Genomic DNA, 11,972 nt, shown 5'->3' on the forward strand with positions numbered 1-11,972 from the left:
TTTACTTTGTTCGCAACAATTGAAAAGGCGATTGACGAGCTCAAAAAAGGAAAACCGATCATCGTAGTGGATGACGAAGACCGTGAAAATGAAGGGGATTTCGTGGCGCTTGGCCAGTTTGCCACACCGGAGATTATCAATTTCATGGCGACGGAAGGAAGAGGTTTGATTTGTGTTCCGATTGAAGGGGAGAAAGCCAATCAGCTTGACCTTCCTCTCATGACGGACCGGAACAGTGATGCGCACGGTACGGCATTCACCGTCAGCATCGATCATGCGAAATGCCACACCGGCATCTCGGCATTTGAACGATCGGAAACCATTTTTGCCATGCTCGATGCACAGGCGGTTCCTTCTGATTTCAGAAGACCGGGCCATATTTTCCCGTTGATTGCCAAGCCGGGCGGCGTTTTAAAACGGGCGGGACATACCGAGGCGGCAGTGGATCTGGCGAAACTCGCAGGTGCGGAACCGGTCGGCGTCATTTGTGAAATTATGAATGAAGACGGAACGATGGCGAGACGCCCTGATTTGAATCTCATTGCAGAACGATTTGATCTTGTCATTCTGACGATTCAGGACTTGATTGCTTATCGAAGAAGTCGTGAGAAGCTGGTCGAATGTGTGGTGGAAGTCCAACTTCCGACCGATTTCGGCCAGTTCACTGCTGTCACGTATATTGAAAAATTGACAGGACGTGAACATATTGCCCTAGTGAAAGGTGAAATCGGGAACGGGGAAGATGTTCTTGTCCGGGTCCATTCGGAATGCCTGACGGGCGATGTGTTCGGCTCTTGCCGTTGTGACTGCGGTCCTCAGCTGCACGCCGCGCTTGCTCAAATCGAGAAGGCTGGTAGGGGCGTTTTGCTCTATATGCGGCAGGAAGGCCGGGGTATTGGGCTTGTCAATAAAATGAAGGCTTATAAACTTCAAGAAGAAGGATATGACACGGTGGAGGCCAATGCAAAGCTCGGGTTTGCTGATGATTTACGGGAGTATGGCATCGGTGCGCAAATCCTCCGTGACCTAGGAGTGCAATCCATGCATTTATTGACGAATAATCCGCGGAAGATCACCGGCCTAGCGGGGCATGGTTTGGAAATTACAGAGCGCATTCAGATTGAAATGCCGGTGAAAGCGGAAAACAAACAGTATATGGCTACGAAAAAAGAGAAACTGGGGCATTTATTGCACAGCTAAGGGGGAAATGACATGACAGTGACATTTGAAGGACATTTAGTCGGAACTGGATTGAAGATTGGAATCGTTGTCGCTCGCTTCAACGAATTCATTACAGGGAAATTGTTGAGCGGCGCGGAGGATGCGTTACGTCGGCATGGTGTGAGCGAGGAGGATGTGGCCATCGCTTGGGTGCCGGGTGCTTATGAAATTCCGCTTGCGGCAAAGAAAATGGCAACGTCCGGAAAGTATGATGCGGTCATCACGCTAGGCACCGTCATCCGCGGGTCGACACCGCATTTTGACTATGTTTGCAATGAAGTTGCGAAAGGCGTGGCGGCCATTTCCTTGCAGGAAGGGATCCCGGTCATTTTCGGCGTACTGACGACCGACACGATTGAACAGGCGATCGAACGGGCGGGGACGAAAGCCGGAAATAAAGGCTGGGATGCTGCGGCTTCCGCAATTGAAATGGCGAATCTGTTACAAGAGATGTAAGCCCTCGATTATTAGTCCGAATACCGATATAATGGGATGGGCAATCAATTGAAAGTGGGGGAACACAGATGACTAACAATTATCCTGAGAAAACTTGCTCTATTGAAAGGCTCGTCACCATTCCTGAAGATGTTGAAAAAGTGATCAATGGGGAAAAGACGGCGACCCGGCGGAATGGGGTCTATGCCTACCCGGGAGAAATCATGGTGTTGAATGGAAATGAATTCAAGATCGACAAGCTTTATTCCCAGACGTTGGGTGAATTGACAGATGAAGATGCGAAGACGGAAGGGTATTCGACAGTGGAAGAGTACAAGCAGGCGATGTTGGCGATTCATGAAAAAATGCCTTGGTTTCCGACAATGTCTGTATGGGTACATGAGTATAGCCCAGTGCAGAAATGACGCTAGGTCATGAAGTTTGGCATCTATAATCTCTTTGTTTATTTGCATGTGTTCAGTGCCGTTTTGTCCATCGGCCCATTATTCGTCCTGCTGCCGATCATCCGGCGATTGCGCGGCGCCGAGCGAAAGGTGGAATCCGCTTATCTCTCGGTGATTCAAGCGACCATCCGGATGGTCATGCATGCAGGTCATGTTTTAGTCTTCACTGGTGTTGTTTTACTGATCATCGGTCCATGGCCTTGGTATTCATCCTGGATTCTGCTGACATGGGCGATCATGTTGGTATCCGTCGTATTCTTGGCGAAGGGGTTCACAAGTGTCCTGAAAAATTTCCAACAATCGACCGATAAGCAACAGGTCTTGAATCGGCTTAGATCGACTTCTTGGATGTACATTGGCCTGCTGCTCCTTATGCTTTGGCTAATGGTGCAAAAGCCGATGCTTTGGTGAAATACATATGTGAGAAAAGCAGAAAGAGGCTGTCCTTATGAAAGGGCGGCCTCTTTCGCTTGGGTTCCCAGATTGCCTTCATTCACATATAGTAAAATGATAAGGGAGAGCCAGAATAAGGAGCGATTAGTTTGTTCCGACAACCACCATTTTACGACAACAGGATGCAGATGGATGAAGGGTCGCAGGATATTGGCGCTGTCGTCGCCTTCAACGAAGATAAGCTTGCCGACGCTCAGTAACAGCAAAAATTAGACCAACTCCAGCAACAAATTGATGAATTGAAACAAGGGAATGGGGCACAGGAAGATTCCATCGACACGCTGAATAAACTATTGGAAACGTTGATCGATCGTTTGGGGAAAGAGGAAGGGGTCAATTGAAAAAAGCAAGCCGGACTCATAGAAATTGTCCGGCCTGCCGAAAACAAGCACATGCTAATGGATACTCTTTGATCACTTATGAAAACAAACCGAGTTTCTCAATCCGGGATATGGCTTCCCTGATTCTGTCTTCACTTTCCAATAAACCGACACGGACATAGCCTTCTCCGTGCTCCCCGAACCCATTGCCCGGCGAGACGGCGACATCAGCTTTGGAAAGAAGAAGATCTGCGAATTGCTCACTTGTGTAGCCTTCCGGAATCGGCAACCAGCCGAAGAACGAGCCTGTCGGCGGTGTAACATCCCATCCGATCCGCCGGCATTCTGCAACGAGGACATCTCGTCGGCTTTCATAGAGTGCCACCAGATCGTCTACACATTGCTGGCTTTCCGTCAATGCTGTGATAGCAGCCCGTTGGACGGCAGGGAAAACGCTCGTGAATAAATGATCTTGCAATAAGTTGATCGCTTCCACGATTTCCGCATTCCCAATTGCAAATCCGACTCTCCAGCCTGCCATATTGTACATTTTGGATAGCGAAAGCATCTCGATGCCGACGTCTTTCGCTCCTTCTGCCTGCAGGTAGCTGATCGGTTTCTTTCCGTCAAACCCGATGGAACCGTAGGCAAAATCATTCAACACGTAAATGTCATGTTCCTTGGCAAATGCGACCGTTTCCTCAAAAAACGGGAGGGTGGCAGTCACGCCTGTCGGGTTGCTCGGGTAGTTCAAATACATCAATTTCGCTTCTTGTTTTTGACGGTCGGACAAGTTGCTGAAATCCGGGAAGAAGCCGTTTTTTTCGAGAAGCGGCATCGTTTCATAGCGAATGCCCGCCAAGCTCACACCCGACAGATAGTCCGGGTAGCCTGGGTCGGGAAGGAGCAATAATTCCCCTTCATTCATGATGGCAAGCGGTAATTCGACCACTCCGATTTTTGTTCCCCCGAGGACAGCCACTTCGGTTTCCGGGTCGACTGACACATCGAACTCCCGCTTGTAAAAGTCGGCCGCCGCCTGACGGAGTTCCTTCGTTCCCCGGAATGGGGAATAGCCGTGAGTCGCCGGATCTTCCGCCGCTTCCTGCAACGCTTTGACAATATGGGGAGGGGTTGGCTGGTCGGGGTTGCCGCGGCCTAGATTAATAACGTCCCGGCCTTCCGCCTGTGCTGCCTCGACTTTCCCAATTAATTCGGTAAAAAAATGCGGGGGTAATGCTTTCAATCGATTTGAAATCGCCATTCTTTTTCCTCTTTTCTCATTCATTCTATTGAATAGTATACATACAATACGAGACCGCCTGCAATCACATAGAATAATGTCAAAATAACTTGACTCTTTTTTAAAATGGGCTTATGATAAGCCTTGGGTTTCTAAATAAATAACAACTCTTATCCAGAGCGACCGAGGGAAAGGCCCGATGACGTCCAGCAACCCCTTGCAATCAAGGAAGGTGCCAAGTCCTACAGAGTGTAATTTCATTCTGAGAGATAAGCTGATATAGTTCAGTGCTTCTTTCGTTGATGAAATGGAAGAAGTTTTTTATTTTTATTTTTATTCAACGAGTGTTGAATAATAATATAGCCTCCGGCGGATGTCGCAGATTTCGAGCCTCGATTCAAAATCTGAACACAATTACGCCAAGGCGTAATTGATTTGCAGAAAGAGGAGAGCCACATGATCCGGATTGAAAATCTGACAAAAGAATATAGGACGAAGGCTGGCATTGTAAAAGGCGTGGATGATGTCTCCCTCGACATCAATACAGGCGAGATATTCGGCATCGTCGGTTATTCAGGAGCGGGAAAGAGCTCATTACTCCGCTGCATGAATCTGTTAGAAAAACCGACTAAAGGGACCATTTTAGTTAATGATGTAAACTTGGTGAAGCTGAAAGGGAAGAAATTGCGGCAAGCCCGACTAAAAATCGGAATGATCTTCCAGCATTTCTACCTCATCAGCCAGAAGACGGTCTATGAAAATATTGCCTTTGCACTGCAAGCGGCCAAAACTCCGGGAAACCAAGTGGAGGCACGGGTCACCGAATTGCTTGAGATGGTCGGCTTGGCGGATAAACGGGACGTCTATCCCGCTCAGCTAAGCGGCGGACAGAAACAGCGGGTCGGCATTGCCCGAGCGCTCGCTAATAATCCATCCGTATTGCTTTGCGACGAAGCGACATCTGCGCTGGACCCGAACACGACGACATCGATTTTGCGGTTGCTGAAAAAAATCAATCGGGAATTGGGCATCACGATCGTATTGATTACTCATGAAATGAATGTCGTGAAGGAAATTTGCGATCGGATGGCGATTATGCAGGACGGAAAAGTGATCGAAGAAGGACAAGTGTATGACATTTTCTCCGATCCAAAACAGCCGTTGACGAAAGAGTTCATCAGCAGTGTGGTTTCATTTGACGTGCCGCAAGCGATTTTGGAGACATGCACCGGGACATTGGTCAAGGTGAAATTCAAAGGGGACGTCGCCGTGAAGAGCGTCATTTCCGATACGATGCAACATTTCCATGTCAAAGGGAACTTCCTGCACGGCTCTATTGAGTATATTCAAGAAATGCCGCTCGGCACTTTCCTCATGGAGTTGCAGGGTGAACCGAATGAAATCCAGAAAGCGATCGACTTTATGGTCGGACAAGAGGCAAACGTGGAGGTGCTGGAGAAATGATTGATGTGCCACATATCATCGAGATGATGCCCGATATTACGAAAGCATTTGGCGAAACGCTCTATATGATCGGTATTTCGCTGGCCATCGCGGTTATCATCGGGCTTCCTTTGGGTGTTCTGCTCTTCGTCACAGACAAAGGTTTATTCCTTGAAAACCGGCTGATCAATTCCACTTTCGGTTTTGTCGTCAATATGGTGCGGTCAATCCCGTTCATTATATTGCTCGTGGCATTGATTCCATTAACTCAATTGATTGTCGGGAAAATCATCGGCCCGGGCGCGGCTAGTGTCTCCCTTTCGGCAGCGGCCATCCCGTTTTTCGCACGGATTGTCGAAACGTCCATGCGGGAAATCGACAAAGGGGTCATCGAGGCAGCGATCGCTATGGGGGCTTCCCCTTGGATGATCATCCGGAATGTTCTTTTGCCTGAAGCAAAGTCGAGCATTGTCCAAGGGATTACGTTGACAGTCATCAGTCTCGTTGCCTATTCCGCCATGGCGGGATTTGTCGGTGGAGGAGGGATCGGGGACTTGGCGATCCGGTTCGGGTATTACCGATATGACGATTCCATCATGATCGTAACAGTCGCCATACTCATCATATTAGTGCAGTTGATCCAATTTACGGGAGATCGGGTTTCAAAAGCTATAGATAAACGATAATTAGGGAGAGAAGAAGATGAAAAAGTTTTTATTGACTCTATTTGCCGTTGTGCTGGCAGCGGCTCTTGCTGCTTGTGGCGGGAAAGAGAAAGCGGAAAATGCAGATGATTCAGCAGCAACAGAAGAAAGCAAAACATTGACATTCGGTGCTACGGCAGGTCCATATAGTGATATGTTGAAAAAAGCAATCATTCCGGGCCTTGAAGAAAAAGGCTATAAAGTGGAAGTTACAGAATTCAGTGACTATATCCAGCCGAACAATGCGTTGAACAGCGGCGATATCGATGCGAACCTATTCCAGCATATCGTCTACCTGGAAAACTTTGCTCAAGAAAACAATATGGATTTGACGGATTTGATTGTCGTCCCGACTGCTCCACTCGGCATTTACTCAAACAAATACAAATCATTGGATGAAATCGAAGATGGGGCTTCCATCACGATTCCTAACGACCCTGTCAATGCGGCGAGAACATTGATCGTGCTGGAAGCGAACGGTCTTGTCAAAATGAATCCGGATATCGAACCGTTGAAAGCATCTGAAAAAGATGTCGTCGAAAACCCGAAAAACTTGGTCATCCAGCCACTCGAGGCAGGACAATTGCCACGTTCTGTGGATAGTGCCGATCTTGCAGCTGTTCCAGGAAACTTTGCGATAGCTGCTAACATGAACTTGTTAGATGCGCTTGCATTGGAAGAAATGCCAGACCAATTTCGTAACGTGGTCGCTGTGAAAACAGAAAACCAAGACAAGCAATTTGCCAAAGACATCATCGAAGTGATCGAATCGGATAAATTCGAAGAAGTGATTGACTCCGATTTCCAAGGATTCGGGAAACCGGCTTGGATGCAGCAATAATCTGACCTAAAAGCCCGCATCTTGCATAACAACAAGGAAACCATCCCCTTCCTGATCGGAGGCGGATGGTTTTTCTATGGTCAAACATATCGGAAATGGAGAAAATATAGTATACTGACTCATGGATGTTAGAGGACTGTACATAACGTGCACCATTTTTATCCATATTTTTACGGAAGAGTGGACGAGAATAGGAGAGCGACTAGATGATGAAAAGAACCGTATTATCACTGATTGCGATTATGCTAGTAGCGCTATTGGGCGCATGCAGCGGTAAAAACGCTGCGGGGGATGACAAGACGTTGCTCATCGGCACGTCCGGTGGGACGTTTAATTTCCTATTGAAAAGGGCGATTATCCCGGAGCTTGAAAAGAAGGGCTACCAAGTTAGTTTTTTTGAATACCAAGATATCGATGAGTTGAATGGAGATTTGCTGGAAGGCGAAATCGACTTGAATCTGTTCCAACATCAAGCCTATCTGGAACAACTTAAACAAGAACAGGACCTCCCGCTTTCTGAATTGATTGCGGTCCCAACCGAGCCAATCGGCCTGTTTTCCGAAGTGTACGATACATTGGATGACATAGAAGAAGGGGCAATCCTTACAGTCCCGAACGATCCGGTAAATCTTCCGGTAGCTTTGAATATGCTCCAGGAGGCTGATTTGATTACCTTGAATCCTGCAGTTGACGTAGCAGTGGCGACAGAGGCTGATATTGTGGAAAATCCGAAAAACCTACGGATCCAACCGATTTTGGAAAAACAATTGCCCGCTGCTTTGCAAAGTGCTGAATTGTCGGTGATTCCGATCGCTACTGCGTTGACGATCGACCTGGCTCCGACGGACGCGTTAGCGCTGGAAGAGGTTCCGGATTCATTTCAGACCATCTTTGTTGTCGCAACGGAAAATGAAGACAAGCCATTCGCTAAAGATTTGGTTGAAGTTATCAATTCCAAGGAATTCGCTGATGTGATGAAACCGGAAGAGATCTACTATGTGGAGAAGAAGGAAGAGTGAAAAAAGCAGGGACGGAATCCAATTCCATCCCTGCTTTTTCATCTCTAATTATGCTTCGATCTGCTCAGTCAGCTGAATCAACTCATCGATCAGACTGCCGATATAAGCAATTGTCTTTTTCAATGGCTCCTCCGTTGTAATATCGACTCCTGCCATCCGGGAAAGCTCGGCCGGTGTCTTCGTCCCTCCTGCTTTCAAGACGTTCAGCCAATCGTCCACAGCTGGCTGTCCTTCTTGTAAGATGCGCTCGGACACTTGCGTCGAAATCGTCAGGCCAGCACTGTACGTGTACGGATAGAGTCCCATATAGTAATGCGGCTGTCTCATCCAGGTCAGTTCGGCCCCTTCATTGATAATGACAGCATCGCCCCAGAATTCTTCCAGCACCCCGCGTTTGAAATTATTCAAAATCGTAGCGTTGACATTACCCCCTTCATCGACCCGCTCATAGACTTTCCGTTGATAGGCAGCCTCCAGCAAATGGGTGACAAAGTTATGGTAATACGTCCGGGATACGATCGACGAGATGACCCATCTCTTGAATTTCGGATCATCGGAGTTTTTCAGCAGATGGTTGGCCATCAGCATTTCATTCAAAGTGGAGGGCGCTTCGATGAAATAGAGTGACGGGTCTGCATTGAAAATGTTCTGTTCGCTGTTTGTATAATGGAAATGCCCCGCATGTCCCAATTCATGGGCAAGGACGAAGACATCTTCCATACTTCCTGTCCAGGAAATTAAAATATAGGAATGGTTCCCATACGGACTGGAACAAAAAGCGCCTGTCGACTTGCCAAGATTTTGTGCATAATCGATCCAACGTTCTTCATAAGCTTTATCCACCATGGCCGCATAGTCTTTTCCCATGATGGAGAGGGCGTCATCCATATACCGTTTCGACTCTTCGAATGTTATTTTTGGTTCATACGTCGGATCAAGCGGAATTTTCAAATCCGCGAATGTCATCGTATCCAAGCCATGGACCTTTTGCAGCAGTTTGGCGTATTTCCGCATATGGGGCGCCAGTTCCTCCATGATCAGATCGATCTGCCGATTGTACATCGAGCGGTCCACTTCCTGATCCATCAGTAAGTAATCGAAGATGTTCTCATAGCCGCGCAAGTCGGAAGTCGTCTTTTCCATTTGGACATGCATATCGTATGTTTTGGCAGTCGTATGTTGATATTCTTTTAATTTGGCTGAAAAAGCATCAAAGGCGGCCCGGCGTTTTGCCGTGTCGGGTTCTGATTCCCAACCGCCTTCAAAAGTGACGTAGCTCAGAGGATACGGTTCGCCGCCTACTACGAAATCATCGAATGTCATATCGACCAGCTTTGTCACATTGTACAATCCGTAGGGCGCGTTGAAAGTGGCCGAAAAGGCAGCCAATGTCTTCTCCGCCTCTGGATGCAGTTGATGTGGTTTTTTCCGGATGATTTGATTTAGATATCTTGCATGGCCTTCGGATTGAGCGGCGGCTTCTTGTAACGTTTCAGCCGGCAAAGCGGATAATTCGCTGGAGACAAAGGATAGGGTCTCGCTCAACTTAGCTGCAAATGTCCCGAATCTGCTTTCCCGCAGCTGAGCATTATCGTCGGTCTGATCCACACTAGAAGCCAAGCTGGCATAGGTGGCTGCGGGTATGAATTTTTCCATGATGCCACGATACTTGCCCAAGGCTTCGTTGATAATAGTTGGATTATCGATCTGCCCCTCGAATTGCTCCGCAAATCGACCGACTTCCTGTTCCAAATTGGCAATCGCCTGTTCATAATCTTCTTCTGTTTTGAATAAATCCGCTAAATTCCATGTTTCCTTCTCATTCACTTCTGTACGCACTGGCAAAGTCTTCATGAAGAAAATCTCCCCTTTTTCCCGTAGTCTGATTATAGGATAGCATTTCAATTGGGAAAATCACTAATAAAAGAGGGGAGGGATTTTCCACTGATGCCAGCACTTCTTATAAATGATTGTCAAGAATGAATTGGACCAGCCAGTCAGTGTCAAGTGGCCCATCGACTACTTCATAATATAAGGATGAATTTTGGATAATCAAATTTTCAGTGATGATAATTGTAATAGAGTTGTTCTCCTCGTCTTGGAGGCGGATGCTAAATTGGTCGATTTCATCGGTGACATCAATCTCCTCGGGTTTTATTTTCCGAAAATGGTAGCCTTCCAAAAAATGAAGGAGTGTCTCGATTTCGTCGGGGTCATCGACAATCCATGAGTCTGAGGGGACACCGGATATGGCTGGTATGGAAAAAGTTAAGGAGTGGAATGGATTATGCCATTGGGAGAGGACTTGTGTAAATTCCCTCTCTGTCTCATCTTGATAGGATTGGATCATCATATAGGCGCCGCCAAGCATAAGCGCTAGGAGCAGAATTGCTCTTGTCTTCATTGTCATCCCTCCAGCATGCGTTTTTCTAGTATACGCACGGAGTGACCGTAAGATTTGTACATTGGAATTGACTGTTCCTGAACATTTGAAATAGAGAATATGTTATAATTTGGTCGAATTCGGATTAAAGGGGATGTAAGGAATGGAAGAAATGAAACAAGTGCTGCATGCCATCCAGGATGAATACCCAGACGATTTTGCATGGTGTTATGGCTGCGGCCGGCTAAACACAGAAGGAGACCATTTCCGGACAGGCTGGGACGGGAATCGGACTGTAACGTTCTATAAGCCGGAAGAAAAATATACGTCAATTCCTGGATTCGTTTACGGCGGGGCGATTGCTTCCCTTGTGGACTGCCACGGAACAGGCTCTTGCTCTTTAGCATTACATAGGAAAAATGGATTTGAACCGGGGGATGGGGAGACACCGCCACGTTTTGTCACGGCATCGCTGCATGTGGATTATTTGAAACCTACACCGCAAGAAGCTCTCTTGAAAGCTGTTGGTACAGTGGAAGAGATTCACCCTAAAAAGTGGAAAGTAACTGTGGAAGTGTATGCGGACGATACGCTCTGTGCAACGGGGGAAGTCATCGGGGCGGTCATGCCTGCAATATTTGGACAACAATGATTTGAGAAGAACCGATTGCCGAGCGCGATCGGTTCTTCGCTCTTTTGCTGACGAAGTTATTTTCAAACGGTCATGAAACTTTCTACTGCATTCCCCGTATATATAGTAACTATTGCAGAATTGGGGTAAAGAATAATATCCGGGAAGGGAGGGACAGCGATGATATTTGTGCTAGGCATTGTGGCCGTCGTCATGACCGTCCCAATTACAGCAATCATTACGGATTATAAACGAAAAACATTGAAAATGAGAGCGGATCTGGTTCGGGAGGAAATCGAATTGGAGCAGCTCAAACAGCAAAACTTCATCATCGAGACTGAGAAAATGAAGATTGAATTGGAACAGATGAAATTGGATTATACTCAGAAGAACAGCGATATAGTAAAAATCTAGGTTATCAATGAAACTTTTTTGTACGCATGACTACTATAAGATAGAGGGGGTGTCTGCAATCGAAACAACAGGTTTGAAAGTTCTGGTTCATGCGAGCGCTTTCTTTGCACCATTTTTGGTCCCGTTCATCGTCTTTCTCGTCATCGAAGATGAGGAGATTAAGCGATTATCCGTCCAGGCATTATTATTCCAATTGGTCATGGGAGCCTTGATTTTCCTATCGATCTTACTCATCGTTGTGTTGATCGGTATTCCGATGCTCATCGTATTCGGTTTGATGACCATTATCGTTCCGATTATCGGAATCGTGAAGGCATTGCAGGGGGAAACCTATAACTACCCGTTCGTCAGAAACTTTTTCAGAGCGTGATCGAGAGGAATCGGCCCCATCCGAAGTGAAG

Annotated in this window: 15 protein-coding genes and 1 riboswitch; of the genes, 11 read left to right on the forward strand and 4 right to left on the reverse strand. The window is 47.0% G+C overall.

Annotation, left to right across the window (positions count from 1 at the left end; genetic code table 11):
* Positions 1–6: 6 nt before the first annotated feature.
* From MKY41_RS00495 to MKY41_RS00510, 4 genes are all read left to right on the forward strand, one after another.
* Positions 7–1,200 carry a bifunctional 3,4-dihydroxy-2-butanone-4-phosphate synthase/GTP cyclohydrolase II gene (locus MKY41_RS00495; protein ID WP_340743191.1) on the forward strand — a complete coding sequence of 398 codons (1,194 nt, stop codon included), beginning with the start codon at positions 7–9 and terminating at the stop codon, positions 1,198–1,200.
* A 12-nt stretch (positions 1,201–1,212) separates the two neighbouring features.
* Entirely contained in the window at positions 1,213–1,677 is a 465-nt protein-coding gene (ribH, locus tag MKY41_RS00500) for a 6,7-dimethyl-8-ribityllumazine synthase (protein ID WP_340743192.1), read from the forward strand.
* A 68-nt stretch (positions 1,678–1,745) separates the two neighbouring features.
* Positions 1,746–2,081, forward strand: a complete 336-nt coding sequence (locus MKY41_RS00505) for an ASCH domain-containing protein (RefSeq protein ID WP_340743193.1) — start codon at positions 1,746–1,748, stop codon at positions 2,079–2,081.
* A 9-nt stretch (positions 2,082–2,090) separates the two neighbouring features.
* Positions 2,091–2,531 carry a DUF2269 family protein gene (locus MKY41_RS00510; protein WP_340743194.1) on the forward strand — a complete coding sequence of 147 codons (441 nt, stop codon included), beginning with the start codon at positions 2,091–2,093 and terminating at the stop codon, positions 2,529–2,531.
* A gap of 35 nt (positions 2,532–2,566) precedes the next feature.
* On the opposite strand, the gene MKY41_RS00515 is transcribed toward MKY41_RS00510, so the two are convergent.
* Positions 2,567–2,779 carry a hypothetical protein gene (locus MKY41_RS00515; RefSeq protein ID WP_340743195.1) on the reverse strand — a complete coding sequence of 71 codons (213 nt, stop codon included), beginning with the start codon at positions 2,777–2,779 and terminating at the stop codon, positions 2,567–2,569.
* A 211-nt stretch (positions 2,780–2,990) separates the two neighbouring features.
* Positions 2,991–4,157: a pyridoxal phosphate-dependent aminotransferase gene (locus MKY41_RS00520; RefSeq protein WP_340743196.1), complete on the reverse strand. Its 1,167-nt coding sequence runs from the start codon at positions 4,155–4,157 to the stop codon at positions 2,991–2,993.
* Positions 4,158–4,303: 146 nt separating this feature from the next.
* Positions 4,304–4,412: riboswitch (SAM riboswitch) on the forward strand.
* A gap of 180 nt (positions 4,413–4,592) precedes the next feature.
* Here MKY41_RS00520 and MKY41_RS00525 point away from each other — a divergent pair.
* The 4 genes from MKY41_RS00525 to MKY41_RS00540 all read left to right on the forward strand — a co-directional run bounded on the left by MKY41_RS00525 (position 4,593) and on the right by MKY41_RS00540 (position 8,143).
* Positions 4,593–5,600 carry a methionine ABC transporter ATP-binding protein gene (locus MKY41_RS00525; RefSeq protein WP_340743197.1) on the forward strand — a complete coding sequence of 336 codons (1,008 nt, stop codon included), beginning with the start codon at positions 4,593–4,595 and terminating at the stop codon, positions 5,598–5,600.
* A complete protein-coding gene (locus MKY41_RS00530) occupies positions 5,597–6,265 on the forward strand; it encodes a methionine ABC transporter permease (RefSeq protein ID WP_340743198.1) in 669 nt (222 codons plus the stop codon). The genes MKY41_RS00525 and MKY41_RS00530 overlap by 4 nt, the downstream gene beginning before the upstream one ends.
* 16 nt (positions 6,266–6,281) lie before the next feature.
* Entirely contained in the window at positions 6,282–7,124 is an 843-nt protein-coding gene (locus MKY41_RS00535; protein WP_340743199.1) for a MetQ/NlpA family ABC transporter substrate-binding protein, read from the forward strand.
* A gap of 206 nt (positions 7,125–7,330) precedes the next feature.
* On the forward strand, positions 7,331–8,143 hold the full coding sequence (locus MKY41_RS00540) for a MetQ/NlpA family ABC transporter substrate-binding protein (RefSeq protein WP_340743200.1): 813 nt from the start codon (positions 7,331–7,333) through the stop codon (positions 8,141–8,143).
* A 48-nt stretch (positions 8,144–8,191) separates the two neighbouring features.
* On the opposite strand, the gene pepF is transcribed toward MKY41_RS00540, so the two are convergent.
* Together pepF and MKY41_RS00550 are read right to left on the reverse strand one after the other, a co-directional pair.
* A complete protein-coding gene (gene pepF, locus MKY41_RS00545) occupies positions 8,192–9,997 on the reverse strand; it encodes an oligoendopeptidase F (protein ID WP_340743201.1) in 1,806 nt (601 codons plus the stop codon).
* 106 nt (positions 9,998–10,103) lie between these two features.
* Complete coding sequence (locus MKY41_RS00550; protein ID WP_340743202.1) at positions 10,104–10,547, reverse strand: hypothetical protein; 444 nt, start codon at positions 10,545–10,547, stop codon at positions 10,104–10,106.
* Positions 10,548–10,689: 142 nt separating this feature from the next.
* On the opposite strand from MKY41_RS00550, the gene MKY41_RS00555 reads away from it, so the two are divergent.
* The 3 genes from MKY41_RS00555 (at position 10,690) to MKY41_RS00565 (ending at position 11,941) form a co-directional block, all read left to right on the forward strand.
* A complete protein-coding gene (locus MKY41_RS00555) occupies positions 10,690–11,178 on the forward strand; it encodes a PaaI family thioesterase (RefSeq protein WP_340743203.1) in 489 nt (162 codons plus the stop codon).
* Positions 11,179–11,337: 159 nt separating this feature from the next.
* Positions 11,338–11,571, forward strand: coding sequence for a hypothetical protein (locus MKY41_RS00560; protein WP_340743204.1), 234 nt, complete (start codon positions 11,338–11,340; stop codon positions 11,569–11,571).
* Between the two features lie 58 nt (positions 11,572–11,629).
* Positions 11,630–11,941: a DUF4870 domain-containing protein gene (locus tag MKY41_RS00565; protein WP_041077046.1), complete on the forward strand. Its 312-nt coding sequence runs from the start codon at positions 11,630–11,632 to the stop codon at positions 11,939–11,941.
* Positions 11,942–11,972: the final 31 nt, after the last annotated feature.

This window comes from Sporosarcina sp. FSL W7-1349 (assembly GCF_038003045.1).
Lineage (GTDB): Bacteria > Bacillota > Bacilli > Bacillales_A > Planococcaceae > Sporosarcina.

Bases quoted from the DNA above. Each gene is read 5' to 3' on its own strand.
- MKY41_RS00535 (WP_340743199.1), top strand. From the start codon at position 6,282: ATGAAAAAGTTTTTATTGACTCTATTTGCCGTTGTGCTGGCAGCGGCT.
- MKY41_RS00510 (WP_340743194.1), top strand. From the start codon at position 2,091: ATGAAGTTTGGCATCTATAATCTCTTTGTTTATTTGCATGTGTTCAGT.
- ribH (WP_340743192.1), top strand. From the start codon at position 1,213: ATGACAGTGACATTTGAAGGACATTTAGTCGGAACTGGATTGAAGATT.
- MKY41_RS00550 (WP_340743202.1), bottom strand. From the start codon at position 10,547: ATGAAGACAAGAGCAATTCTGCTCCTAGCGCTTATGCTTGGCGGCGCC.
- MKY41_RS00505 (WP_340743193.1), top strand. From the start codon at position 1,746: ATGACTAACAATTATCCTGAGAAAACTTGCTCTATTGAAAGGCTCGTC.
- MKY41_RS00520 (WP_340743196.1), bottom strand. From the start codon at position 4,157: ATGGCGATTTCAAATCGATTGAAAGCATTACCCCCGCATTTTTTTACC.
- pepF (WP_340743201.1), bottom strand. From the start codon at position 9,997: ATGAAGACTTTGCCAGTGCGTACAGAAGTGAATGAGAAGGAAACATGG.
- MKY41_RS00540 (WP_340743200.1), top strand. From the start codon at position 7,331: ATGATGAAAAGAACCGTATTATCACTGATTGCGATTATGCTAGTAGCG.
- MKY41_RS00555 (WP_340743203.1), top strand. From the start codon at position 10,690: ATGGAAGAAATGAAACAAGTGCTGCATGCCATCCAGGATGAATACCCA.
- MKY41_RS00560 (WP_340743204.1), top strand. From the start codon at position 11,338: ATGATATTTGTGCTAGGCATTGTGGCCGTCGTCATGACCGTCCCAATT.
- MKY41_RS00525 (WP_340743197.1), top strand. From the start codon at position 4,593: ATGATCCGGATTGAAAATCTGACAAAAGAATATAGGACGAAGGCTGGC.
- MKY41_RS00530 (WP_340743198.1), top strand. From the start codon at position 5,597: ATGATTGATGTGCCACATATCATCGAGATGATGCCCGATATTACGAAA.